A 25,915-nucleotide genomic window follows, 5' to 3' on the forward strand; every position below is an offset into this window, starting at 1 on the left:
CTATCTACTTATTCTAAGTACGTCCTCTGTTTACCGGACTTGTTCAATCACAACAAAGTCCTGTCGGACATCCACCAACTTCCTTGCATAAGAGTCTGTCGCAAACAAGAGCAGGGCGATAAACAAGAGCTTGCGTATCCATAGATTGTGCAAAGACATGCTGTTCTCCCATCAGGGCTATATCTATCAGCATAGTACAAAAACAATATTTAATTTGAATGTTTTATCGACAAAGATGAAGCCTGAGTTTTGATGCGGCAGAATTCTTTTTCGAGGGTATGGCAAGCAAATAAGCTGGCAAATAAGTTCTTGACAGGGTCATGAAAAGCTCGCAAACTTCGATTATTAGTCAAGTGCATAATAATTGTTGAAGAAAGCAAAAATGGCCCGTCCTTCCCAGCAACTAGATGAAGTTTTACTGCAAAGTGGCCGTGCCTTGTTTGCCCAGCATGGTTGCGGTGGTTTGTCCTTGCGCATGCTGGCTGAGCATGCGCAAGTCAATGTGGGCATGTTCCATTACCACTTTAAAAACAAAGACAATTTCCTGACGCAGTTGCTGCAAACCATGTACGACGAAGTTTTTGCCCAGCTGCAGGCAGAGGTTAATCACGATGGCTCGGCTTTGCAGCGCTTGCGCGAGGCACTGTGTTTGCTGGGGCGTTTGTTGCGTGAACATGGCAGCTGGATAGGCCGGGTCTGGGCTGATGCTGCCCAGGGTGAAAAAGTCGCCAGACAGTTTCTCGAAAAAAATGGCGCACGCCATGTCTTGCTGATCACCGGTTTGCTGATGCAAGCCATGCAGGCTGGCGAGTTGGCCATGGCACCACCTACCCAGGCGCTGGCGTTTTTGATGGGCAGTATCGCAGCCCCCATGGTCATCGTGCCACGTGCACTGGAGATGGGCTTTGTGCCTCCCATGTTGCAAGAACCCCTGAGCCAGGTATTAAGCGACGCGGCAATTACCGACCGCGTCAACCGCGCCCTGTATGCCCTGGCTGCCAGCAATGAGGAGTTACACCGTGTATAAAAAATTCAAATTGCCTACCACAATGAGCCTGACTCTCGTCATGTTTGTCATGCTGACTGCCTGCAATGAAAAACCATCCGCCAACTGGTCAGGTTATGCAGAAGGGGAGTACGTCTATATTTCTGCGCCTCTGGGTGGCAAGCTCGACAGCATCAAGGTGCAGGCAGGCCAGCAAGTGGTCAGGGATAGCCTGTTGTTTGCCCTTGATGCCGAAGCTGAAAATGCCGCCCATGACGAAGCCAATGCCCGCCTCACAAGCGCAAAGGCACAAGTCAGCAATACTGAAAAAGGCAGGCGCACAGAAGAGATTGCCGTCACCCAGGCACAACTGAGCAGTGCACAGGCACAGGCAGCACTGGCGAGGCAGGAGCTGGTACGTCAGCAGCAATTGGTAGGGCAGGGCTTTGTGTCCAAATCCCGTATCGACGATGCACAAACCAATGTCAAACTCAGTGAAGCCCGTGTGGCAGAGTTGACTGCGGCGCTGAGTGTCGCAAAGCTGCCCGCCCGCGTAGATGAACGCGCTGCTGCGCAGGCCAGTGCTGATGCGGCAAAAGAAGCCTTGCGTCAGACTACCTGGCGCTCAGGACAAAAATCGCAAAACGCGCCTGCAAATGCGCTGGTGGCTGAAGTGTTTTTCCGCCAGGGTGAATATGTGCAAGCTGGTCAGCCTGTTTTGTCTTTGCTTCCGCCAGAAAACCGCAAAGCCAGGTTTTTTGTACCTGAAGGCGAGCTCGGCAAAATCGCTGTTGGCCAGGCAGTCAGCCTGCATTGCGATGGCTGCCCGGCAGCTATCCCTGCACATATTTCCCGCATCGCCAGCCAGGCTGAATATACGCCACCTGTGATTTATTCAAATGCGCAAAGAGCCAAGCTGGTGTTCATGGTTGAGGCCAAACCAGATCAGCCCGGCAAGCTCTTGCTGCATCCCGGCCAACCCTTGGATGTATCTTTACTGGCTATGGCAACTACAGGAAAAGCACAGTGAATGCCGCAATGAATACCAGCGCTGATACCGGAAATCTCGCCATCAATGTCCATGGCCTGAGCAAATCCTATGGCGGTCGTGCAGTGGTTGACAAGGTCCAACTGCAAGTTGCCAAGGGCCGCATCTGCGGCTTCCTTGGCCCTAACGGCAGCGGCAAGACCACCACCATACGCATGCTGTGTGGCTTGCTGACACCCGATGCTGGCACTGGTTCTTGCCTGGGCCTGGACATCATCAAACAGGCAGAACAGATCAAGCGCCAGGTAGGTTATATGACGCAAAAGTTTGGCCTGTATGACGACTTGTCGATACGCCAGAACCTTGATTTCGTGGCGCGCCTGTTTGAACTGCCAAGCAGAAAAAATGCGGTTGACCAGTCGCTGGAAAGACTGGGCCTGACAGCGCGCCAGCATCAACTGGCAGGATCATTGTCAGGCGGCTGGAAGCAAAGGCTGGCACTGGCTGCCTGCCTCATCCATGAGCCACGCCTGCTCTTGCTGGATGAGCCAACGGCTGGCGTGGACCCCAAGGCGCGCCGCGACTTTTGGGACCAGATCCATTTGCTGGCTGACCAGGGTATCACGGTGCTGGTATCCACTCATTACATGGACGAAGCAGAGCGTTGTCATGAACTCTGCTACATCGCTTACGGCAAAATACTGGCACGTGGTACCGAGGCAGAAATCATACGTGATTCCAAACTCAAGGTCTGGACACTGCAAGGTGAGCAACTGGGTGCCTTGCTGGAACCACTGAAATCAGCGCCAGGTGTATTGAGTGTCGCTGCATTCGGCAACGCCGTTCACGTGGCCGGACTGGATGAAACACTGATCCAGCAGGCACTGGACACCATCAGGCATCAGGCCAATATACAAATCACGCCCAGTGCGGCGAATCTGGAAGATGTTTTCATCAGCCTCATCGCCAGTGCACCTGATAATTTTTCCAAAGACGATGTTCAGCAAGTACAGAAAATACGGCAAAAGGTGACAGCATGAAGCGCTTTTCTGTGGCGCGCATGTTTGCCATCTTCATCAAGGAATTCCAGCAAATGATGCGCGACCGCCTGACCTTTGCCATGGCGGTAGGTATTCCCATCTTGCAGCTTATCTTGTTTGGCTATGCCATCAATACCGACCCCAAGGGTTTGCCAACTGCCGTAGTCAGTACCGACAACAGCCCCATGGCGCGCAGCTTTGTAGTTGCCATGCAAAACACCGGTTACTTCCGTATCGACTCGGTAGGCCAAAGTGAGCAAGAGGCAGAACGCCTGCTGGAAAACGGCAAAATACAATTCATGCTGGTGATACCACCACAGTTCACCCAGCAAATGGTACGTGGTGAAAAACCGGCTTTGCTGATATCTGTCGATGCTACTGATCCATCTGCGTCGGGCAATGCGATTGCTGCATTGAATGCCATCGCCACCCAGGCCCTGCATCATGACTTGAAAGGCCCTTTGCAATATCTGCAAACCGCTGCACCCGCTTATGAAGTGCGTGTACACCGTCGCTATAACCCTGAAGGTCTTTCACGCTATAACATTGTCCCTGGCCTGATAGGCACCATACTCACCATGACCATGGTCATGCTGACTTCACTGGCCATGACCAGAGAGCGTGAGCGCGGCACCATGGAAAACCTGCTGGCAACACCGGTACGCCCGGCAGAAGTCATGGTAGGTAAAATCCTGCCCTATGTGCTGATGGGTTATATACAACTGGGCGTCATCATCAGCGCTGCTTTCCTGTTGTTTGAGGTGCCTATGATGGGCAGCTTCAGCCTGCTGATGAGCATGATAGGTGTCTTCATCCTGGCCAACCTGGCAGTCGGCTTCACGTTTTCGACGATAGCAAAAAACCAGTTGCAAGCCATGCAGATGACCTTCTTTTTCTTCTTGCCATCCATGCTCTTGTCCGGCTTCATGTTCCCCTTCCGCGCAATGCCAGAATGGGCGCAAGTCATAGGGGAGGCTTTGCCCCTGACACATTTCCTGCGCATCGTGCGGGGTATTTTATTGAAAGGGAATACGACGGGACAACTCTTGCCCGAGCTATGGCCCATGCTGGTATTTTTAATGCTGGCGGGGTTTGTGGCTTTGAAGAGGTACAGGCAGACGCTGGATTAATATAAGCAAAAGCTAACTGCTAGGAGGTGAGGGGATTTGTGCCAGCAGTCTCTGCCATAATTGCAGAGACTGTATTCCCACATAGCCAGATTCTTGTGCATCGTTGCATTCTATGATGATCCAGTGACCATCAGCTGTTTTTGCAAAGTCGATGACTAAAAATGGAACAGCCAGTCTTGCTGCAGCCTCGGCTGCAATGGCAAGTCCAATATCGGTATCCGGGCAATCATATGGCTGCACCTGATACCAATAGCGCCCCCAGCCAACGCAGACACCATGCCACCAGAATGAACGATATTCAATCGATACCTGCACTTTACCCGGAACGGTCGCATCTACTTTTGCCAGAGGAATAAATTCACGGATGACGGGTTTTTGCCAATGCAATATGGCGTCGTTTTGATACAGCTGAACTGCTCTTTCATAGTGAGCGCGGTTTTTTATGACGGCGAGATCGGGATTGTGTTTGCTGGTTTGCCTGGAGCCCTTCAAAAAAACCGGCCAGTCAAAGCTGGATTCAATTTCCTGCGCTGTCGGTAAGGTTTCATAAACGACGGTGCGTGGTGTTAACTCACTTATTAATGGATACCAGGCTTCCAGCTCGCTTGCCAATACATGCTGGTCTGGTGAGTTGATGAGTTGTAAACCTATCTCCATTTTCTCTTCATACTCTTGCACATAATTGGCGATGGCACCTGTCCGCATGATGCAGGGGCGTTGCCCTTCAATCAGATAGGGATGCGCGCATTGGAAATGCAAATCAAAATCGAAGTCATAGACGGCAAGGCCCAGCTGTTCGCTGACGACGAATAATTTATCTTCAATAAGGGCAAGGTTCATTATCGGCCAATGATTTTATTCTGGCTAAAAACACCAATGCCAGGGCTCATACTGAAACCCGCTGCTATTTCCTGGCGGGTAAGACATATGAAAACCAAAGCGCCAGGCGTTATTTTGCAGCCAGGCAAAGGCTGTCGTGGTGTCGAAAGAGATTTCCAGTTCCGGGTCTTCTGGTGTGGCTATGTCAATGGCGCGGCCAGTGTGGTGTTCGCTATAACCGGGCGGGGCGCAAACCAGCAAGATATCTTCCAGGGTTTTACCTTCTGCCAGTTTGTTGCTGATGATCTCGTTTTGCCTGGCGATGCTGCGGAATGCAGAGATCATCAGTAAGGCTATACCATCCTGGCTGGCAGCTTGCTTCATCGCCTGCCAGGCCAGATTGGCTGCTGGTGTCAGCAGGTATTGCCAGCCATCTTCGCCGGTTTCGGCCAGCACCAGTTCGGTGGCTTCTTGCTGGATCAGCAGTTTGCGCTGTTCCAGCAATTGCGTCGGGATGATGAAGTTTGGCGGCGTAGCACCTGCCATGCTTATTTCGCTTTCAGACTGGCAAGCAGGCTTTCGAGCATGGCGGCAGTTTCCGCATCTGGCATGCCATCAAATTTTGCAGGCCTGTACTTGGTCTGGAAAGCCACCAGCACGCTGCGGGTGGTTTCATCAAGCAAGCCGGTTTGCGGGATGCTATAGCCATATTGCGCAAGTTTTTGCTGGAACCATTTGATTTCAGGTAATTGAAATTCATAGACTGCGATGCGTTGCGCAACTTCTTCTGCTTTTGGCCAGGGGATAAGGCCGGCATCGGCCAGTTGCTTCCATGGGAATAGCGGGCCAGGGTCGGATTTGCGCATGGGGGCGATGTCAGAATGGCCGAGTATGTATTCCGGGCGTATCTGGTAACGCAGGGAGATATCCTTGACGAGTGCAATCACGCGGTCTATCTGGGCTTGCGGGAAGGGGAAATAAATCCTGCCCTCCGGCGTATCCTTGAAACCCAGATTGACGATTTCTATGCCTATGGAACTGGCATTCAGGCGGCTATAGCCTTTCCATTCACTGAGACCAGCGTGATATGCCAGGCGATTCTCAGGCACCAGTTGCCAGACCTTGATCGGTGCTTCATCACCGACCAGATAATTGGCACTGACCGCCTGCTGGCTGAGCACCCGCAATGAAGTAGGCTGATCCAGCGCAGTGTAATGCAGTATGATGAATTGCACGCGTTCTTCCTGGCTCTTGGCCGAGATACTGGTATCGAGTTTGCCCATGGGGCCAACGGTGGCACAGCCGCTGATGAAGATGCTGATGGCGGCAAATAAGCTATAGAGTGAGATTTTTTTCATGATTGCTTTTTGAGATGGCGGGCTGCAAGTCGTGCTGCAGAAAAATGGGCTTCGCAAGTACTTTGGCGCAGACTGATTTCTGGCGGCAAATGCAGGCGCAGGGATTCTATTATGGCTGGGTGAAGTTCTTGTACCCTGCCACTGAGTGCGATGGGCTTATTGCCAAAGCGTGTGCACATGGCCGTACCCAGGCGTGCCAGTTCCTTGCCGGCGTTCTTGAGTATGGACATGGCTACCGGGTCACTATTGGCAGATGCCGCCACAGCCAGCGCAAGCTTGCCTATATCACCGCGGCTGCGGTGGTAAATAAAATCCCGGGAAATATTCCAGTCATTGCCGCCGATGAGCTTGAACAGGCGCTTGGCCATTTCCGACTCTTTCCAGTGGTCGGGGTGTTCATCTTCAGCACGCCAGAGCTGGCGCATGGCTTCACGGGCTATCCAGAAACCGCCACCTGCATCATCCAGCAAATAACCACGACCACCAGCACGATGAAACTCACCATTGCCATCGATATAGGCAGCTATCGAGCCAGTACCTGCATAGATCAGATAACCGGTTCCCGGTTTGAAAATATCGAGATAGGCAATTTCTATGTCATTGCTGACGGAGACGTGGGCATGTTGCAGGCCAAAACAATCGGCCAGCATATGCGGCAGGGTGTGGGCATCGCCACCAAAACCAGTGATGCCAGCACGTATGCTGCCCACCTGGCCATGGCTGCTGGTCGCAGCAGCCAGTCCGGCAAATACCTGTTCCAGGGCTTGTATGCCTTCGTGCGTGTCGGTTTGCAGTGCGGTCAGTCCGGCGGCTGTGCCGCTGGCGAGTATTTGCTCATCCCGGCTTGCCAGCGCCCAGCGGGTTTGTGTGCCGCCCGCATCTATCCCTAGCGCAATGGCCGTGCTTTGCTGAGCGGATATTTGCTGGTCAGATGGCATGAATGGGTTTGTATGCGGGTCTATATACAAGTTTATGTGCAGGTTTCTGGAGAAAATGATGCGGCATCGTGGAGCTGAATTGCAATAACCGGCAGTTGTTCGTTTATCATAGGGCGCTTCTGTTACTGGCAACGAATGAAAAGATGCGCCCGGCTTATAACTTTTTGCTATGAAGCAGCGGCAAAATTTCAATCGCAATCCCGGTATTTTACTGGGAAGATGCTTTACTACTTAAGAAAAAGATCAAGATGACAAGCGAGACAGCTGCTGCAGTCAAAAAATCGGAGGTTCCGGCGGGTGGAGTATGGCGCTGGATACCTTCATTGTATTTCAGTCAGGGGATTCCTTACGTCGTGGTAATGACACTATCCGTCATTATGTACAAAAACCTGGATATTTCCAATTCGGACATTGCATTATATACAAGCTGGTTATACCTGCCCTTCGTGATCAAACCGTTCTGGTCACCTTTCGTAGATATGTTCAAGACCAAGCGTTTTTGGATCATCACGCTGGAACTGGTGATAGGTGCGCTGTTTGGCCTGGTAGCCTTAACCATTCCCATGCCGGGTTTTTTCCAGGCGACGCTGTTGGTCTTTTGGCTATTGGCATTCAGTGCTGCTACCCATGACATCAGTTCTGACGGTTTTTACATGCTGGCGCTGGAACAGCATCAACAGGCGGCTTTTGTTGGTTTTCGCAGTATGTTTTTTCGCATGGCCATGCTGTACGGGCAGGGGGCTCTGGTGTATCTGGCAGGTTCACTGCGTGATTTTACGGGGGATGTGAGGTTTGCCTGGATAGTGGTTTTTGGCGTGCTGGCGATAAAATTCATCAGTCTGTCCGCTTACCATAAATGGGCTTTGCCACGGCCTGCCAGCGATACGGCGCATGGAGACCCGAATCAGGTGGTGGCGACTTTCTTCACGATATTTGGCAAGTTCATCATGAAGAAAAACATCTTGCTGACGATTGCCTTCCTCTTGCTGTACCGCTTTGGTGAAGCGCAACTGGTCAAGATGGCTCCCCCGTTTTTGCTTGATAGTCTGGACAAGGGCGGGCTGGGTCTGTCTACCCAGGCTGTTGGTATCGTGTATGGCACCATGGGTATGATTGCCCTTACTGTTGGCGGCCTGGCAGGTGGTGCATTGATTTCGCGTTTTGGCCTGAAGCGCATGCTCTGGCCCATGGCGCTGGCTATCAATGTACCGCATCTGGTGTATGTCTATCTGGCCTTTGTACAACCACAGAATATCTATCTGATTGGTGCTGCGGTCGCCATAGAACAAATGGGTTATGGCTTTGGTTTTACGGCCTATGTCCTGTACATGATCATGATAGCCGATGGTGAACACAAGACAGCCCACTATGCAATTTGCACAGGCTTCATGGCACTCAGCATGATGTTGCCCGGCATGATCAGTGGCCGCTTGCAGGAATACCTGGGGTATGCCCACTTCTTTGTCTGGATATGCATTGCTGCCGTGCCTACTTTCGTTGTCACTGCCCTCATTAAAGTGGACCCGGCCTTTGGAAAAAAAGCTGAATAGAGGCTCAACAAAGCATGAATACAAATATCTATCCCTATCATTTTCAAAGCACCAGCTATAGTTCACCTCAGCCAGGCTCCAGTGTCATCATCACTGGTGCTGTGCATGGCAATGAAACCTGCGGCACACAGGCAATACGCCGTGTCATTGCTGAACTGGAAGAGGGTAGCCTGCAATTGCTGGCAGGACGTTTGACACTGGTGCCAGTGTGCAATCCCCTGGCTTATCAGCTGGGACAAAGGGAAGGCGAGCGCAACCTGAATCGCCGACTGATACCAACCACGGATGTGCAGGAATTTGAAGACCATGTGGCAAACTGGCTATGCCCCCTGCTGGCGCAGCATGATGTCTTGCTGGACCTGCATTCTTTCCGTAGCGAGGGTGAAGCTTTTGTGCTGATAGGGCCAGAGAATAACCGTGGCCCCATAGAATCATTCAGCCATGAAAAGCATGAACTGGCGATGGCCATGCGGCTTGGTGTACACAGGCTGGTGGATGGCTGGCTCAGTACCTATGCACGAGGCGTACAGCGCCGCCAGCAGCGTCTTGCCCATGATGCAGATGCCAAGACTATCGCTAATGCCAATACCCAGTTTGGCGTGGGCACGACAGAATACATGCGCTCAACCGGCGGCTATGCCATGACGCTGGAATGCGGCCAGCATCAGGACCCGCAAGCGCCGCAAGTTGCTTATACTGCCATCGTCAACAGCCTGCGCCATCTTGGTGTGATTGCCGGTACAGCACCAGAGCCAGTCACGCAAATGGAAGCCCTGCGCATTTATGATGTCATCGATAAATTGCATGATGATGATAGTTTTGTGCGCGCATGGCGCAGTTTTGATGAATTGAAACAGGGCGAACTGATAGGCATACGTGCCGACGGCAGTGAGGTCAGGGCAGACCAGGCTGGCCGTATCATTTTCCCGGATATGGGTGCCAAGGCTGGCGAAGAATGGTTTTACCTGACCATGGCCAACCCGCGTCTTGGTGAACACGCTGGAGTGAAAGCATGAGTTTGCGAGTTTTGTTTGCAGTATCGCTGGGTTTGAGTAGCTTGATGCAGGTGTTGCCAGTACAGGCGGCAGGCAGTGCGGAAAAAGTCTTGCGGGTACTGGTGAGCACGCCAGAAAGCAGCCTGGACCCGGCTGTGGCGTCGGATGTACCCTCAGTCAGTATCAATGAAAATATTTTCGAACCCATGCTGCGCTATGACTATCTGGCGCGCCCGGTGAAACTCAAACCAAATACCCTGACCAGCATGCCGGAAATCCTGGACCAGGGTAAGACCTATGTCTTGCGCCTGCAACCAGGCATCATGTTCACACCCGACCCGGCATTCAAGGGCAAGCCCAGGGAGTTGACGGCAGAAGATTATATCTACAGCATCAAGCGTATTTATGATCCGACAGTCAAATCACCCTGGCTGTTCATGTTTGAAGGCAAGCTGCTTGGTGATGAAAAACTACGCCCCGGCACGGCCAAAGATGGCAAAGCGCAAGAATTCAATGTGCAAACCAGTATCCCCGGTTTGCAGGCTGTCGATAAATATACCTTGCGCATACGCCTGAATGCGCCTGACAGCAATTTCCTGTTCATCCTGGCAACCACGGCAACTGGTGCCATGGCAAAAGAAGTGGTGGATGCCTATGCTGGTCAGGTAGGTAATCATCCCATAGGAACCGGCCCTTTTATCCTGGGACAATGGCAACGCAGTTTTCGCATAGAACTGCTGGCCAATCCACAGTACCGCAAGCAGGTATTCAATGACCAGGGTACGGATGAAGCTACAAAAAAAATCGCTGCCAGCCTGGCCGGGCAAACTTTGCCACGTGTCAGCAAGGTGGAAATCAAGATCATGGAAGAGCAGCAATCACGCGTGCTGGGTTTCCTGAATAATGAATTTGATTATCTGGAACAGGTGCCGCCGCCACTGTCGAATATGGTGCTTGATGATGGTAAATTAAAACCGGCCTTGCAGCAGCGCGGCATACGCCTGTCCCTGTTCACGCCCCTGCAAACCTATTACATGTGGATGAATATGGAAGACCCGGTGATAGGTGGTTATACCCCGGAGAAAATCGCGCTGCGTCGTGCCATTGCCCTCAGCTATGACAGCAAGGAAGACATCGCCCTGATGGAAAAAGGTTTGGCGATACAGGCGCAATCACCTTTGCCGCCCAATGTGCTGGGCTATGATGCCAACTACAAAACACCGGTGCAATACAATGTGAAGCTGGCAAATGCCTTGCTCGACAAGTTTGGCTATAAACGCGCAGCAGATGGCTATCGTAATTTGCCTGATGGCCAGCCCCTGCACCTGCAAATGCATAGCCTGGCCAGCACGACCGGGCGCTTGCGTGATGAAGTCTGGCGCAAGAACCTGGATGCGATCGGCGTCCATGTCAGCTTCAAGACCGATAAGCATTCTGAAGTCTTGCGGGCAGCCCGCCTGGGCAAGGTACAGATGACAGAAGCCAACTGGATAGCTGATTTCCCCGATGCCGAGAATTTTTACCAGCTGCTATATGGGCCAAATGCGGGTCGTGCCAATTACTCGCGCTTCAACCTGCCAGCCTTCAATACACTCTATGAACAGGCTATGCGGCTCAGCGACAGCCCCGAAAGAACGGCCATATACCGGCAGATGGCGCAGCTCATGCACGGTTATACCCCCTGGGTGCCACGCATACATCCTGTGACTGCAGATATTTTGCAGCCATGGCTGCAAAATTATTACCGCCATCCTGTGGATTTTACGAGCTGGCGTTATCTTGATATTGATGTGGCGGCGCGTAATAAAGCATTAAAATAAATCCCGGTGATTGATGCAGGAAAAGACAAGCGGACCTATGGTTTGAGCATTCCCTGCGGTTATATGTCATCGGTAAGTATTCATTGGCAGGCACAGGTGACTCACCCTATGCTGCCGATATGAAAAACTCAGTTGTGTGGAGCCTTTGTGCGTTGTGAATTGATTGCTGATCATCCTGATTTTTGCCGGCTGGACACCGTCAGCGGCATTGTTATCGATTTACGTTATGTAGGGGCCGACAATTTTGTCGGCAGGGAATTGTATGGTGAGCTTGACTGTAGCTGGTTGCATAGGGAAGCCGTAGAGGCCCTGCAAGCAGCCGTCAACTGGCTGCATGAACATCATCCCGGCCTGCGCATCCTGGTGCTGGATGCTTTGCGCCCGCACAGGGTGCAGGAAATGCTGTGGCAGCATCTGGACGGCACGCCCTTGCGCATGTATGTCGCTGACCCGGCACGTGGTTCCATCCATTCCTTTGGCATGGCGGTAGACGTTACCCTGATTGATGCTGAAGGCAAGGAACTGGACATGGGTAGCGGTTTCGATGCCCTTGAAGAAAAATCCCACCCTGCGCTTGAACAAAGAATGCTGGCTGAAGGCCAGTTGACCCAGCACCAGCTAGACCAGCGCGGCATATTGCGGGCAGCAATGGCACATGGTGGTTTCAGGGGTATCAATAGCGAATGGTGGCATTTCAACTGTGGCGACCCCACTGTCGTGCGGGAAACCTATTTGCGTATTGATTAGGGATGAAGTGCTTGCCTGCCCGCTGCCTGCTGATACTCATGTCCTTGATGCTAAGCCCGGCTATGGCGCAAGTCGATACCGTAAATGAACAGCAGGTGAGTCTGCAGTTGACTAATCAACTGGCTGCTATTGTTGCGCAGCCTAATAAAGCGCTTGCCAGTCTGTCCGTATTGGCAATCAAGTCTGGCAAGGTGGTCTACCAGCAGCAGTTTGGACAGCGCTATATCGATCAGCAAAATCCCGCCAACAGCCTGCCTGCGGATCAGCAAACCCTGTTCCGCGTTGCCTCGGTTTCCAAGATGGTCGCTGCAACAGGTGCCATGTGTCTGGTAGAGCAGGGCAAGCTGGACCTGGATGCCGATATCAGCAACTACCTCGGTTTCCAGCTCAGGAACCCGCATTATCCAGACAAAGTCATTACGACACGCATGTTGCTCAGCCATACATCATCCCTGCGGGATGACGGTGGCTATAACTTCCCGGCTGAGGTCAGTATGCAGAGTTTTTTGCAGACCGGTGGCAAACATTATGCACAGGGTTTGCAATGGGCTGATCCGGCAAAAGCCAAACCGGGTGAAAACTTTGCTCCCGGCTTTTATTTCCATTATGTGAATCTGAACTGGGGCGTGCTTGGCAGCGTCATGGAAGCTGTCAGCGGCCAGCGTTTCGATGTGCTCATGCACAAGCTGGTATTGCAATCCTTGCAAATAGAAGGCGCATATCATCCTGAACTCTTGGCTACAGATACCTTGTCGCGTCTGGCTGTCTTGTACCGCAAGCAGGCTAATGAAGTCTGGAATGCACAAGGCCCATGGGTGGCGCAGACAGATGATTTTCGCAATAAGCCTCTGATAAAGCGGCAAATCAAAAATTACCAGCCTGGTACGAACGCGACATTGTCCAGCCCGCAAGGTGGCTTGCGCATCAGTGTGCAAGGTTTAAGCCGCATCATGCTGATGCTCATGAACGAGGGTGAACTTGATGGTGTGCGCCTGCTAAAGCCTGACAGTGTCAGGGCTTTGACTGCTGAGCAATGGAGCTATGACGCAGCTACTCGCAATGGTGATGATTACCGTGGATTGTTTCTATCCTGGGGGTTGGGTTTCCAGAGCTTCACTGATACCAGTGCCGGGCATTATGGTGACAGGCTGGTAAAAGCCAGACCCGCCTTCAAGCCCGTCGGTCATCTGGGTTTTGCCTATGGCTTGCAATCGGCTTTCCTGTTTGACCCGGCAACACGCAATGGCATTATCTATGTCATAGGAGGTGTTGCCGCTGACCCTGATAAAAATCCAGGAGACTATTCCAGCCTGAGTATCTGGGAAGAGCAGATACTCACTGCAACATATCAATTATTTTAGCTGGTACGGCCGATGAATTCTGCTCCGGCTTCCCTGATGCATTCGACAAAAGCACGGGCTGAGCGTGACAGTGGCGTTGATTTCACTGTCAGCAAATACAAGTCTACAGGCACATTGGGTGACAGCGGGCGGCATTGTACTTTGCTCTGGTCTGAGGTAGCGGCAGTGAATGGGTCTATGACTGCTGCACCTGCACCCAGTTCCACCAGCGTTCTCGCCAGCAGATAAGTCTGCACCACAGTGTACGAGATAAAACTCAGGCCTTGTTCTTCACAGGCATCCATGACGCGGCTGACAAGGTGGTCATCGAGGTCCAGGGCAATCAAATTTTTGGGCAAGTCAGCAATCGGCAGGGCAGTATTATCCAGTGATTTAGCCCAGCTACCGAGCGGCGCAATAGCGGTCATGCTGCCGCGTATCAAAGGTTCGGACGCAATGTTTGGGTGACAAGGGTCATACAGCGACAGCGCAAAATCAACATCGCCCAGTAGCAGGGCATTGACGATTTCACTGGTGTGATGAGTCGCCAGCGTGCAATGCACATTGGCAAATTTCTTGCGCCAGGCGGCCAGTGCGGTTGGCACTACCGTAATCGATAAAGTGGGTGTCGATGCCAGCCGGACAGCCTCGTCAGGATGATTTTTCAGATTGCTGGCCAGCCTGCGTACGGATTGCAAATCACGGTTGAGCTTGTCAACTTCAGCAAACAGTTTGTGCGCTTCCGGTGTGGGATGAAGTTTGCCCTTGATGCGTTCAAACAGTTTCAGGCCCAGCTGTATTTCGCAATGCTGCAATACCTTGGTCGCGGCTGGTTGGGAAATATTCAGCAATTGCGCAGCACCACTGATCGTGCCTGCCTGCATGATGGCATGAAAAACTTCTATATGACGCAAACGCATGATGAAATACCTTCAGCAAATAATGGACTTGATTGTAACGCCTGCAAGGCTTTATTGCTTTTGAAGGTCACGTACTGGTTTTATGCAGGGCCAGGCGCAAATCACCGCCACAAGCCTGCAGCTTTTCACTTGCACTGCTTGTGCTGATGTTATTGACGATGGCAAGTATCGCGATCTTGACGTGGAAATCGCATTCTTCCAGTATGCGGCGGCAATAGGCTTCATCGCGGCCAGTCGCATGCATGGTGAGGCTGACGGTACGCCTGAGCAGTTTGACGTTGGTGGGTTTGACATCCACCATGAGGTTGCCATACACCTTGTGCAGGCGCACCATCAGGGCGCTGGAAAAACTGTTCAGGGCAACCTTTTGCGAAGTGCCTGCCTTCAGGCGGGTACTGCCAGAAATCACTTCACTACCCGTATCAAGCGTGATGCCTATCTCTGCCTGTAAAGTCACTGGCGCGCCCGGGTTGTTGGCAAAACCTATGGTCAAAGCTTCTGTTGCACGGGCAGCCTGCAAGGCCCCCAGCACATAGGGGGTGGCACCAGATGCGGCGATCAGTATCACCACATCATTGGCTGTCAGAGCCAGTTGCATGATTTCTTTGGCACCTTGTGCGGCATCATCTTCAGCACCTTCGACGGCAACAAACATGGCTTGCTTGCCGCCAGCCAGCAAGGACAGGGCGCGTTCATTTGGCCATGAAAATGTCGGCAATAATTCCACCCCATCCAGCACACCCAGGCGACCAGACGTGCCCGCGCCCACATACACCAGGCGGCCACCAGCCAGTATGCGCGGTGTTGCCGCATCGACGGCGGCAGCGATCTGCGCGGCAGCCAGGCTGACTGCGCGTATGGCATTCAACTGATCATCAATGAGCACGTCAACCAGTTGCGTGGTCGGGTATAAATCGAGCTCGGTGTGGCTGATGCTTGGTGCTTCGGTATTCAACATGGCGCTATCCTTTTATTGCATAACTTAAGCTCTGTGCAGGCAGAGCACAAATGAAAGCTGATACCCGGCCCATAACTTCAGGTAATGCATGCGGCTGCAGGAATTATTTTGCAGATGCCTATAGATCAGCTTATGCTGGCTGCTCATTAAAACCCAGGTAAACAATGCAAATTTTCCGTCGCCAAGGCTACATCACTCGTGGGCTGCTGATACTGGCTGCCAGCCTGTTGCTGTCTGCCTGTCAGTGGGGCTGGTTGCAGGGAGGCGACACCCGCCACAGGCTGATTATTTCCGTGCCTGACCAAAAGATGTTGTTGCTGGAAGATGGTCAAGTTGTTGCGGCGTATGTGATTTCCACTGCCAAACGTGGCATAGGGGATATGCCTGACAGTTATATGACACCTGGTGGCCGTATGCAGGTTGCCGAGAAAATCGGTGCGGGTGCACCGTTAGGAGCAGTTTTCAAAGACAGGCTGGCAACCGGTGAGGTAGTCGCTGCAGATGCGCCAGGACGTGACCCGGTCGTCACCCGCATACTCTGGTTGCGTGGGACAGAACTACGCAACCGCAATGCCTATCCTCGTTTCATCTATATCCACGGTACGCCGCAAGAAAGTTTGCTGGGCACACCCGCCAGCTACGGTTGCATACGCATGCGTTCTGTTGATATTGCCGAGTTGTTTGAGCGTATAGAGGTTGGTACTGTGGTCGACGTGCTTGAAAAGCCCGATAGACCAGCTGATGCCCAGCCATCGGCAAGCTGAAATCTTTCAGAATTTACAATTTCATGACAATTTGAGTACATTTTTGAGCTGATTCCGGCAGGTGCCTGGCTTATCATCGCCTTGTGTCCCTATATCCCTATATTGGAAGCTCAAAATGCGCTCTGGATTATTATGTTCATGTTTGTCGCTTGCTCTGCTTGCTGCCTGTGGCGGTGCGGGCAGCTCAGTTACTGCCACGGCAGCCGATGCAGCTAAGCCGCAAGCACTTGGCGTTGCCAAGTCCTCGCTGGTACGCAATACTGCACCTCAGGCCAGCGATGCCGATCTGGCAGCGGCAGTAGCCGGGAATACCGAATTTGCCTTGAAAATCCTGCCATTGCTGGATGCGCAAGGCGACAGCAACCTGGTGTATTCACCATATAGCCTGACACTGGCTCTGGAAATGGCAGCCGCCGGTGCCAAAGGTGACACGCTGACTGGCATGGAAAAAGCACTGTCTTTCCAATTACAGCAAAGCCGTTTGCAGGCAGCATTGAATCGCCTGGATTTGTCACTGACAGATAAAACCTCGACTGCTGCCAAACCCAATGCCCAGTTACCCAATCTGAATATCGCCAATGCCCTGTGGGCGCAGCAAGGCTACAACTTGCAAGGCACTTATCTGGATGCGCTCAGCGTGAATTTTGGTGCTGCTGTGAACTTGCAGGATTTTGTCAACGCGGCGGAGCCTTCGCGCCTGACGATCAATAACTGGGTGGCAGATCAGACCCAGCAAAAAATCAAGGACCTGATACCGGCTGGCGGCGTGTCATCAATGACCCGCGTGGTGCTGACAAATGCCATCTGGTTCAAGTCAGACTGGGCACATCAATTTACCAAGGAAAACACCCGCAATCAGGACTTCACAAATCGCATGGGCACAGTAAGCAGCCTCCCTTTCATGAACCAGACTGTGAACCTTCCTTATCTGCAAGGCAAAGGCTACCAGGCTGTGGAATTGCCGTATATCGACAATAAACTGGCGATGCTGGTCGTGCTGCCGGATGCAGGTAAATTCGACAGTGTTGCGCAAGGCTTGAGCAGCGCCACCCTCAATGAGATTACGGCTGGCTTGAAAGATCAATACATGGCCTTGAGCATGCCCAAGTTTAATTTCAGTTCCAGTCCGGCCATGAATGCCAGCCTGAGCAGTCTGGGCATGGGTGCTGCATTCGATGCAGGCAAGGCAGATTTTTCCGGGATAAGCGGTAACCGCGAGTTATCGATTTCTGGCGTGGTACACAAGGCCTTTATCAATGTCGATGAAAAGGGAACCGAGGCAGCCGCCGCGACCGGGGTGCTGATAGGTGTTACCAGCATCAATGTGAATCAACCGCTGAAGCTGACGCTGGATAGGCCTTTCCTGTTCATGATCAGGGACAGGCAGACTGGCCTCATCATCTTCATGGGCAAGTTGATGAATCCCGCTGCAAGTTAAGCTGGTTTTGTTTCAGTCCAAAAAAATCCCCCGGTTTTAAAGCCGGGGGATTTTTTGTATTGCAGTGGATTTTTACTTGAACTTGTAATTCGCCAGCAAAGTAAATGAACGTCCGCGCGGATCAGCTACCCTTGGTTCCCAGGAACTACCTGCACCAGTGTTGCTGTCATAAGTGATGGCAAAGGGCGGGTCGGTATTGAAAATGTTTTTCAGGCCAGCCGTCAGCGTCAGGTTTTTGATACCACTATAGCTCACACTCATATTGTAGATGGTATAGGCTTTAACAGTAGGGTTGTAGTTGGATGGCACGATCAGGCCATTTTGTACGCCAGGCAAAACCTGGTCCTTGTAGCCATCACGATAGATCTGGGTGAATGTACCAGTCCAGTCACCCCGGGTATAGGTGACATAGGCAGTGTGCTTCCACTTCAGGCCCAGGTCGCCGGTAAAGGTGAATCGGCCGACTTCGCTTTCGCCGTAAGGAGCGTTCGCCATAGGGCGGGATTTTTTCTCCAGCAGGTAAGAACCATCCAGGCCAGCTGTCCATTTGCCACTGAGGATTTCGCCATTCGCCTTGGCACCAATCTCCACACCACGCGTGATGGCAGAACCGGCATTGACCCAGCGCTGGTCAACAAAAATCATGGCACCTGTACTGTCGCGCAAGAACTGTGCTTTGAACAGTTCATAGTTGGCCAGCATGGTAGGCAGGTCTATGGTGGTGATGGAGTTTTCCTTGCGGATTTCCCATATGTCAGCATTTGCACTGAAATTACTGCTCGGTGCCCAGACCACACCTACCGTACCTTGTTTGGCTTTTTCCGGGCCTAAGGTAGTCTTGCCACCAGTCAGGATGTTTGGCGTAATGGATGAGCAACCAGGCTTGCTGCTATCGACTTTCAAGGTTGGACAGGTAGCAGGATCGGCCAGGTCTTTACCGGCATACGGTGAATCGGTAATGCCATTAAACAACTGGTTGAATGAGGGCGCGCGGAAACCGGTGTTATACGAGCCACGGAACAGCAGCGTCTCTGTCGGTGTATAACGGAAACTCAGTTTTGGGTTGAAGGTATTGCCAAAGCCAGAATAATGGTCCTGACGGCCTGCAACAGTGACTTCCAGTGATTTGAATACAGGCACCAGTACCTCGGCATACACGGCACGTATATCGCGGCTGACTTTGGGCAAGGCATTGCCATCATCGAAAGGGGCATTCAAAATGGCTGGTCGGACGCTGGCTGCTCTTGCATCGCCGTTGAAAGTATATTCTTCCTTGCGTATATCCATGCCAACAGCGGCCATGACGGCACCGGCAGGCAATTGCCAGATTTCACCAGACAGGGCAGCGTCTGCCTGTGTCAGCGTGGTCTTGCCACCATACAAGGTGACGCCTGCGGCTGAAGTGCTGTTGATCAGGTCCAGTGCAGCTTGCGACTGTTTCTCACCAGGTTTGAGGAAAGGGTTGATGACACCAGTACCCAGCGCATTCGCCAAAGCCACGGTGTAGTTATAGCCTGAGCCCAGCCTGGATTCAGACTCGCTATAGGCGCGTGAGAGGCCGACGCGATAATCCCATTTGCCTATCTGGCCATCGGCACCGAGTTGCAGGCGGCCTGCCTCAGTCTTGGTGGTGATTTCACGGTTACCACATTCCATACAGCGCCAGCGGTAAGCGATAGGCGCACCACGATTGGCTTCTATGCTGGGGAACACCGCGACGATGGCATTGAATACATTGTTATAAGCAGAACCAGTGCTGGGATAAAACGAAGAAGCAGGAAAGTTGGTGCCAGGAGAAACCTGGTTAGGTGAAAAACGCTTGGACACCTCAACCTGTGAGCCAACAACTTCGGCAAACAACTGATGTGTGCCTATCTTGAAGGTGGCACGGCCGACAAAGTTATCGTTCTTGACCGGTTGCTGCAATACTGCTGCACGACCTGTGTCCCAGGCGCAGGCATATTTGGAAGATGCCACATCCCACAGCTTGGCATCATAGGCCGCCATGCCATCGATGGCGCCACATCCGGCACCACCAGGCAGAGCCAGCACATTGATCGCATTCATGACCTGGGTAGTGCCAGGAAAGACCGGGCCATTATTGCTCTTGTTACTGAGTATGGTATTTGCCAGTGAAGTCGCAAATACCGTGGCATTGGGTGTGCCGCGCGTATCAACAGATAAGCCACGGTTGGGCTGGAAGGTATTCACAAAATCACGTTGATCACCGCGTAGCGCATCGTTCTCGCTGTGGGTGGCAGTCAGCAGGACATTGTAGTTATCCTGCTCCAGATCACCAAAACCACCCACCACCGAGACGCGCTTGATATTGCCGCCGTCTTGCTGGGAGATATCGGTGAAGGCCTGGGCTTCCAGGCCATTGTAATTCTTGCGCAGGATAAAGTTAATGACACCGCCTATGGCATCAGTACCATAAATGGCTGATGCGCCATCCTTCAGCACTTCTATTCTTTCCACTGCCGCCATGGGGATGGAATTCAAATCAACTGCAGAACCCTTCATGCCATGGGTGGCAATACGGCGGCCATTTAACAACACCAGAGTATTGTCAGCGCCCTGGCCACGCAGGTTGGCGGAGGATGCGCCATTATTGCCGCGTTGCGCGCCGGAAGTGACATCGGCATTGCTGGCGAGGTTGTCAGAACCATTGCCATTGATATTCAGGTTGGCAATGAATTGCTCTGCAGTGACTATGCCCGAGGCTTCCAGTTGTTTGCGGGTAATGATTTCAATAGGCAAGGCACCTTCGCTGGCAATGCGCTTGATGCTGCTGCCGGTAATTTCTACCCTTTGCGGCGCTGGAGCAGGTTTGTCCTGCGCCAGTACCCATCCACTACTACTGGCAGAAATGCCCATCAGGGCGATGCACCTGGCTATGGTCTTTAACTTCACTGGTCTCTCCTGGAGTCTGACAATTCGAAGGTCAATTAAAATTGATATAAATCTTATGCATGTTCCAGACTAGAGTCAGGCCTTCTCAGCTGACAAATGAAAATATCAAGACGGCCGATAACTAAAAGATATGGGGTTTTCTTGAAATAGTGGATTTGCCAGTGGCAGTGCCGGTTTCGGCAGTCTGGTAAAGCGTTTTCCCATAAAAAATACCTGAGAGCAGGCCACTCTCAGGTATTTAAAAACCACACTATTGGGCTTTTACAGCCCGCCAGTATCAGGGCAGGTTATAGCTGGCACGCACGCTTTCTACGCCAGTACGGCTGATAGCCGAGACAGTAATTTGCCTGACGGATCCATATTGCGGGTCATCAGCTAAGTCGATGTTCATATTTTGTGCAGGCACCACAGAAAACAGCCATTGTTGCTCAGTACGCTTCCAGATGGCCAGCAAGCGTGTGTTGTCGGCGCTGCCCAGTTGCAGGCGTAGCGATTTCTTGTCTGTACTGGCTTCCAGCAAAGGGCTGGCAGGCAAACTATTGTCCAACCAGGGGCTGGCCGGGATCAGGGCTTGCGAAGTGTACTTCTCTGTCGCCAGACGCTGGCGTATGCCCTTGCGGTTCTGGTTTAACGCCACCATGCTGAAATGCAGGTGACCATTGCCGCCTTTTTCGCGCATGGCTTCGACCTGGTTCAGTATCTCATCGGCAGACCAGGATTTGTCGCTACTGTCTATCCGGCTGGTGTAAAGACCAGGCCAGATATGCTTGCCGGTGGTGTTTTGAGCAAGCCAGTAGTCATGCAAGACCTTGAAGGCTTGTGGCCCCTGGTTGATAGGCCAGTACAATTGCGGGGCCAGATAGTCCATCCAGCCCTTGCTTAGCCACAGTTCTACATCAGCATACAGCTTGTCATACTGACTGAACCCGGCAATGCCTGGCGGCAGGCGGTCTGGCCTGCCTATGCCAAAGGGGCTGATGCCAAATTTTATCCACGGTTTTTCCAGATGCACACGCTGGTTGATTGCTTCCACCAGGCGGTTTACATTATCCCTGCGCCAGTCGAAACGGGCCAGTTTGCCGCCTGACTGCAAATAAGTAATCCAGGCAGGGTCGTCCGGAAAGTCTACTTCACTGCCATTGCCAGCCTTGACAGGGTAGGGGTAAAAATAATCATCCATGTGTATGCCATCGACATCATAGCGGCGTGCTACGTCGCTGATGACATTCAGGGTTTGCTGCATGGCGACAGGCTCACCCGGGTCCATCCATTGCAGGTCACCATAGGTCTTGACCACTTGCGGTGCCAGCTTGCTGATATGGTTGGCAGCGACTACTGTTTTGGATTGCGCAGTACGGGCACGGAAGGGATTGAACCAGGCATGCAATTCCAGACCACGCGCATGCGCCTGATCTATCCAGAATTGCAGGGGATCATAATACGGCGAAGGCGGGCGGCCCTGTTCACCTGTCAGGAACTCTGACCAGGGTTCAATCGCAGAAGGGTAAATAGCATCAGCAGCCGGGCGTACCTGCAAAACAATGGCGTTCAGTTTCAGCTGGACTGCATTGTCGAGAATGGCGATGACTTCATTCTTTTGTTTTTCTGTACTCAAGTCCCGACGCGATGGCCAGTCTATATTGGCGACCGTGGAAACCCAGGCGGCTCTGAATTCGCGCGGCAAGGGCGGTGCTTCGCGTACCTGGGGCGGATAATTGACAGGTGCGTTTTGTGGCACGATGGTCAGATTGGTTTTGCCAGGCTTGTTAATGGCAGTTTGCTTTTCCGGCGGCGTTGAACAGGCCAGCAACATGGCGCAAGCGGCAACTGCCAGCGCAGGCAATTTATACGGAAGCAGGTAAGTTTTCAAAGTAAAAACGAAACGTGACGATGATAAAAACGAAGACATGCGTAAGCTGAGACTGATAAAAAGGCGAAAGACCTGAGATGCTACTGCATTACACTTTGACTAACCAGCGTTTCTTCCATATTCATCAGGCGAGCAACAAGCAAGCTCTTGGTTGGCAAGGCTGTATGAGGCAGATGCCACAACAAAAAAAGGGCGCTTGCGCGCCCTTGGAGGTCTCTATCATCTTGGGGGAGTCCTGAGAGTAATCCCTCAAACTTTGAAGGATTGCTTATATGATAGGCAGTAATACCAGTTTACTGCGATTGACTTTTTATTCATCAGATATAAGTCTGGGTTATTGTCTTTTTCAGAGTGAAGGTTCCCTTTCTGTAAATCAACATTTCCCAGAAGAGTAAAGAGATTAAAATACGCATGCTTATTTGCAATTATTTGCAACTTTCAAGAAGTAATATTTTTTACGACTATTTTAAAAAACGGATTGATGAATACCACTGAGACAAACAATCATGACCGGCGTGAATTTAAGCGCCAGGCGGCTTTGAAGCTGCTGGAAAAAACCGGCATTATGCGCAGCAATTATGCTCCTCCCTATCTGCGGCTATTATGGCGTATGGGTTTCGATGTTGCTCCACCGCATTTTTCTCCGTTCTGGCAAAATGCCTTGTTTACTGGTTTGTTTTACTCGGTAGGCTGGGGTTTGCTGATGTATTTCTTTGTCTGGTCAAAAGTGGTCATTCCGCCACTTCTCATGCTGAATTCTTCCCTCATCGCGGGTTTCCTGTTTGGACTGACCCTGGCTTGCTACTATGCCTATGGCAAGCGCAAGCATGGATTGCCATCGTGGCAGGATTTTCACCCCGTGTCTGAATAGACAAGTAGATACTCATCAGCAGGTCGTATGAAGTTTTTATTGAATTTGTTGCTGTGTGGTTTGATTTTGACTGTTTTCAAGCCGGCAGTCGCGGCGTCTTCACGTACGGCAACACCAGCACAACAGGCAGCCATGAAGGCTGAACTGGCCAGGTTGATCACGCAGTTTGGTGATGGTATCGCCGAAACTTACAGCGGTAATCCATCTGTCATCAAATATGGGCAATTATTTGATGACAATAAAAATGATGCCGTCGTCCTGTTTAATCTGGAAGGTTTTGGTGGTAGCAATCATCAGGCAGAATTTATCGCCTTCTTCCAAGAGCAGGCGCCTGCCGACATCGCCGGAAAACACAGCCGGCCTTATCGCCTGGTTGCTGTCACTAAACTGGGACAGCGCGGCTGGCGTGCATTTGACTTTGCCAGTGCAAGTATCAGACAGCATGCAGTTACCCTGAAAGGTGTGGAAACAGGGGCTGGCGATGCCCTATGCTGTCCTTCTGTGGAGATTACCCGTACGTTTCATATCGATGAATATGGTCACATCGTTGAAACAAAAGCAGGTGCTGACAAGCGCCGTGCAGACAAGCAGTAACTAGCACAAAAAATTCCCAAAAAACAAATTCTGACAGCCATGTCTGAATTAACAACATAGTGCTTGTAGTCGGAATTGGATTGCAGGATACTTCTACTACGCATCTCAGACGCAATTTTCTTTTGCGTCTATCTTCAGCAAAGATTCGATATAAAAATTCGATATGCATTATCGACACGATCAGTAGAGCCTGGCAAGGCCCTGCACACAGAAGAACTTGGTATAGCACGACTCAGTAACTGGGAAATCTTAGTATGAGACCGTTGAAGAACAAGCAAGTCCAATCTCGTTTCAGCCTCAGCCTGATTTTTGCCCTGGCAATCGGGTTCAGCCAGCCATTGGCAGCGCAGGATACAGATAGTGTCATTGGGCGTTTTGACATCAGTCGCTATGAGGTCAAGGGAAATGATTTACTGACAGCCGCCGCCCTTGAAAGCCTGCTGGCACCCTATACGGGCAAAAGCCGCAGTTTTGCCGATGTGCAAAAAGCCCTGGAGGCGCTGGAAAAAGCCTATCACCAGAAAGGCTATAGCCTGGTGCAGGTAGTCTTGCCTGAGCAGGAATTGAATCAGGGTGTGGTGAAATTTGTCGTCGTGCAAGCCCGTATTGCCAGTGTCAGCGTCAAGGGTAACCGTCATTTTGATAACGACAATGTCAGGCGCAGCCTGCCGCAATTGCGCGAAGGCGATACGCCAAATATCAAGAAGCTGTCTGATAGCCTGAAAACAGCCAATGAAAACCCTGCCAAGAAAACCAATCTGCAGTTTGAGACTACCACCAAAGAAGGCGAAGTCAATGCTGTCCTGAATGTCAATGACAACAAGCCCTGGACAGTGGGTGCCAATCTCGACAATGCGGGGGATAGTAATACCGGTAAATCCCATCTGGGGTTATTGTTCCAGCATGCCAATATCAGTGGGCGTGATGATGTCCTCAGCCTGCAATACACAACCACGCTGCAAAAGCCCAGTAAATACGCAGTGTTTGGCGTTGGCTATCATTTACCCCTGTATCAGCTAGGCGATAGCGTGGATTTATATGCCAGCTATTCAAATGTAGATTCCGGTTCGATTGCGGCAGGTATTTTTGACTTGAATGTCAGTGGCCGTGGTTCTGTCATTGGTGGCCGCTATAACTACAATCTCGGGCGTACAGAGGATTTTGATTCACGCCTTATCCTAGGATGGGATTACAAGGCTTTCAAGAATAATGTAGCCCTGCAGGGCATACAACTGGGCAATGATGTCACGGTGCATCCGCTCAGCCTTAGTTATGCCGCTACCATGAGTTCTGCATCAGGTGAGGCAAATGCTTATCTGACGGCTGTGCACAATCTGCCGGGCGGCGAAAAGGGCAAGACTGAAGATTTCCTGAAAGTACGCAGCGGTGCTACTGCGGGATATAGCATATTGCGCTATGGCCTCGGATATAGCCGTGTCTTGCCAGCAGCCTGGCAATTGAAACTCATGCTCAGCGGCCAGTACACCAGGGACAGCCTGGTGCCCGGTGAGCAATTTGGTGCTGGCGGTGCCAGCAGCGTGCGCGGCTTTACCGAAAGGGCGCTGGCAAACGACTACGGCACCCTGGTCAGCGCAGAAATTTATACCCCCAACTTATGTACAGGCTTCACCGCCAGTTTTACCCAATGCCAGTTACTGGGTTTTTATGATGCTGCCCATGTGTCACGCAACAAGGCACTACCGGGCGAGCAAAGCTCAGGCTCGATTGCCAGTGTCGGTATCGGTATCAGGCTGGCGATTTCACGCATGATGTCCTTGCAGATGGATTATGGCAAGTCACTACGTGCACCGGATGAATTGGGCAAGGATGACAAGCGCTTGCATGTCAGGCTGGGCGTCAACTATTAATGATGGATG

Annotated in this window: 23 protein-coding genes; 14 read left to right on the plus strand and 9 right to left on the minus strand. The window is 51.8% G+C overall.

Translation table 11 applies throughout. The annotated features are described in order from the left end of the window. Nucleotides 1-30: 30 nt before the first annotated feature. A complete protein-coding gene (locus tag DFR42_RS29900) occupies nt 31-159 on the minus strand; it encodes a hypothetical protein (protein ID WP_281275161.1) in 129 nt (42 codons plus the stop codon). A gap of 223 nt (nt 160-382) precedes the next feature. Here DFR42_RS29900 and DFR42_RS14180 point away from each other — a divergent pair, with 223 nt between their 5' ends. Genes DFR42_RS14180 through DFR42_RS14195 form a run of 4 tightly spaced genes read left to right on the plus strand, consistent with a single transcriptional unit; the run spans nt 383 to nt 4,143 of the window. Beyond that, complete coding sequence (locus DFR42_RS14180; protein ID WP_110255661.1) at nt 383-1,027, plus strand: TetR/AcrR family transcriptional regulator; 645 nt, start codon at nt 383-385, stop codon at nt 1,025-1,027. Further along, nucleotides 1,020-2,015 carry an HlyD family secretion protein gene (locus tag DFR42_RS14185; protein WP_211324311.1) on the plus strand — a complete coding sequence of 332 codons (996 nt, stop codon included), beginning with the start codon at nt 1,020-1,022 and terminating at the stop codon, nt 2,013-2,015. The genes DFR42_RS14180 and DFR42_RS14185 overlap by 8 nt, the downstream gene beginning before the upstream one ends. Before the next feature lie 8 nt (nt 2,016-2,023). Further along, the gene (locus DFR42_RS14190) at nt 2,024-3,013 is read left to right on the plus strand and encodes an ABC transporter ATP-binding protein (RefSeq protein ID WP_110255878.1); all 990 of its coding nucleotides are present in this window, start codon (nt 2,024-2,026) and stop codon (nt 3,011-3,013) included. Continuing rightward, entirely contained in the window at nt 3,010-4,143 is a 1,134-nt protein-coding gene (locus tag DFR42_RS14195; RefSeq protein WP_110255663.1) for an ABC transporter permease, read from the plus strand. Before DFR42_RS14190 ends, DFR42_RS14195 begins: the two co-directional genes overlap by 4 nt. A gap of 12 nt (nt 4,144-4,155) precedes the next feature. Here DFR42_RS14195 and DFR42_RS14200 read toward each other — a convergent pair whose 3' ends face one another. The 4 genes from DFR42_RS14200 to DFR42_RS14215 are packed head-to-tail and all read right to left on the minus strand — an operon-like array spanning nt 4,156 to nt 7,258. Next, nucleotides 4,156-4,983, minus strand: a complete 828-nt coding sequence (locus tag DFR42_RS14200) for an ATP-grasp domain-containing protein (RefSeq protein WP_211324312.1) — start codon at nt 4,981-4,983, stop codon at nt 4,156-4,158. Nucleotides 4,984-5,007: 24 nt separating this feature from the next. After that, nucleotides 5,008-5,508 carry a M15 family metallopeptidase gene (locus DFR42_RS14205; protein ID WP_110255664.1) on the minus strand — a complete coding sequence of 167 codons (501 nt, stop codon included), beginning with the start codon at nt 5,506-5,508 and terminating at the stop codon, nt 5,008-5,010. Nucleotides 5,509-5,510: 2 nt separating this feature from the next. Beyond that, nucleotides 5,511-6,320: an N-acetylmuramoyl-L-alanine amidase gene (locus DFR42_RS14210; RefSeq protein ID WP_110255665.1), complete on the minus strand. Its 810-nt coding sequence runs from the start codon at nt 6,318-6,320 to the stop codon at nt 5,511-5,513. Beyond that, entirely contained in the window at nt 6,317-7,258 is a 942-nt protein-coding gene (locus DFR42_RS14215; RefSeq protein WP_110255666.1) for an N-acetylglucosamine kinase, read from the minus strand. Before DFR42_RS14215 ends, DFR42_RS14210 begins: the two co-directional genes overlap by 4 nt. A gap of 248 nt (nt 7,259-7,506) precedes the next feature. Between DFR42_RS14215 and DFR42_RS14220 the strand changes: the two genes are divergently transcribed. The 5 genes from DFR42_RS14220 to DFR42_RS14240 all read left to right on the plus strand — a co-directional run bounded on the left by DFR42_RS14220 (nt 7,507) and on the right by DFR42_RS14240 (nt 13,731). Beyond that, the gene (locus tag DFR42_RS14220) at nt 7,507-8,808 is read left to right on the plus strand and encodes an MFS transporter (RefSeq protein WP_110255667.1); all 1,302 of its coding nucleotides are present in this window, start codon (nt 7,507-7,509) and stop codon (nt 8,806-8,808) included. A gap of 14 nt (nt 8,809-8,822) precedes the next feature. After that, complete coding sequence (locus DFR42_RS14225; protein ID WP_110255668.1) at nt 8,823-9,824, plus strand: M14 family metallopeptidase; 1,002 nt, start codon at nt 8,823-8,825, stop codon at nt 9,822-9,824. Then, the gene (locus DFR42_RS14230) at nt 9,821-11,623 is read left to right on the plus strand and encodes an ABC transporter substrate-binding protein (RefSeq protein ID WP_110255669.1); all 1,803 of its coding nucleotides are present in this window, start codon (nt 9,821-9,823) and stop codon (nt 11,621-11,623) included. The genes DFR42_RS14225 and DFR42_RS14230 overlap by 4 nt, the downstream gene beginning before the upstream one ends. A 147-nt stretch (nt 11,624-11,770) precedes the next feature. Continuing rightward, the gene (locus DFR42_RS14235; RefSeq protein WP_245936971.1) at nt 11,771-12,370 is read left to right on the plus strand and encodes a M15 family metallopeptidase; all 600 of its coding nucleotides are present in this window, start codon (nt 11,771-11,773) and stop codon (nt 12,368-12,370) included. 38 nt (nt 12,371-12,408) lie between these two features. Then, nucleotides 12,409-13,731 carry a serine hydrolase domain-containing protein gene (locus DFR42_RS14240; RefSeq protein ID WP_170133532.1) on the plus strand — a complete coding sequence of 441 codons (1,323 nt, stop codon included), beginning with the start codon at nt 12,409-12,411 and terminating at the stop codon, nt 13,729-13,731. Here DFR42_RS14240 and DFR42_RS14245 read toward each other — a convergent pair. Next, nucleotides 13,728-14,630, minus strand: coding sequence for a LysR family transcriptional regulator (locus DFR42_RS14245; protein WP_110255671.1), 903 nt, complete (start codon nt 14,628-14,630; stop codon nt 13,728-13,730). The two genes, DFR42_RS14240 and DFR42_RS14245, sit on opposite strands and share 4 nt — an antisense overlap. A gap of 67 nt (nt 14,631-14,697) precedes the next feature. After that, nucleotides 14,698-15,588, minus strand: coding sequence for an N-acetylmuramic acid 6-phosphate etherase (locus DFR42_RS14250; RefSeq protein ID WP_110255672.1), 891 nt, complete (start codon nt 15,586-15,588; stop codon nt 14,698-14,700). Between the two features lie 164 nt (nt 15,589-15,752). Here DFR42_RS14250 and DFR42_RS14255 point away from each other — a divergent pair, with 164 nt between their 5' ends. Beyond that, entirely contained in the window at nt 15,753-16,352 is a 600-nt protein-coding gene (locus DFR42_RS14255) for a L,D-transpeptidase (protein WP_110255673.1), read from the plus strand. Nucleotides 16,353-16,467: 115 nt separating this feature from the next. Then, on the plus strand, nt 16,468-17,790 hold the full coding sequence (locus DFR42_RS14260) for a serpin family protein (RefSeq protein ID WP_110255674.1): 1,323 nt from the start codon (nt 16,468-16,470) through the stop codon (nt 17,788-17,790). A 72-nt stretch (nt 17,791-17,862) separates the two neighbouring features. Here DFR42_RS14260 and DFR42_RS14265 read toward each other — a convergent pair whose 3' ends face one another. Next, nucleotides 17,863-20,703: a TonB-dependent receptor domain-containing protein gene (locus DFR42_RS14265; protein WP_110255675.1), complete on the minus strand. Its 2,841-nt coding sequence runs from the start codon at nt 20,701-20,703 to the stop codon at nt 17,863-17,865. Nucleotides 20,704-20,980: 277 nt separating this feature from the next. After that, nucleotides 20,981-22,612, minus strand: a complete 1,632-nt coding sequence (locus DFR42_RS14270) for a glycoside hydrolase family 10-like protein (RefSeq protein WP_245936972.1) — start codon at nt 22,610-22,612, stop codon at nt 20,981-20,983. A gap of 442 nt (nt 22,613-23,054) precedes the next feature. Here DFR42_RS14270 and DFR42_RS14275 point away from each other — a divergent pair, with 442 nt between their 5' ends. From DFR42_RS14275 to DFR42_RS14285, 3 genes are all read left to right on the plus strand, one after another. Continuing rightward, a complete protein-coding gene (locus tag DFR42_RS14275) occupies nt 23,055-23,444 on the plus strand; it encodes a DUF6404 family protein (protein WP_110255676.1) in 390 nt (129 codons plus the stop codon). 27 nt (nt 23,445-23,471) lie between these two features. Beyond that, the gene (locus DFR42_RS14280; RefSeq protein ID WP_110255677.1) at nt 23,472-24,038 is read left to right on the plus strand and encodes a hypothetical protein; all 567 of its coding nucleotides are present in this window, start codon (nt 23,472-23,474) and stop codon (nt 24,036-24,038) included. A 254-nt stretch (nt 24,039-24,292) separates the two neighbouring features. After that, nucleotides 24,293-25,906, plus strand: coding sequence for a ShlB/FhaC/HecB family hemolysin secretion/activation protein (locus DFR42_RS14285; RefSeq protein ID WP_110255678.1), 1,614 nt, complete (start codon nt 24,293-24,295; stop codon nt 25,904-25,906). Nucleotides 25,907-25,915: the final 9 nt, after the last annotated feature.

Origin of the sequence: Undibacterium pigrum (assembly GCF_003201815.1) — a bacterium.
GTDB classification, from domain to species: Bacteria; Pseudomonadota; Gammaproteobacteria; order Burkholderiales; family Burkholderiaceae_D; genus Undibacterium; species Undibacterium pigrum.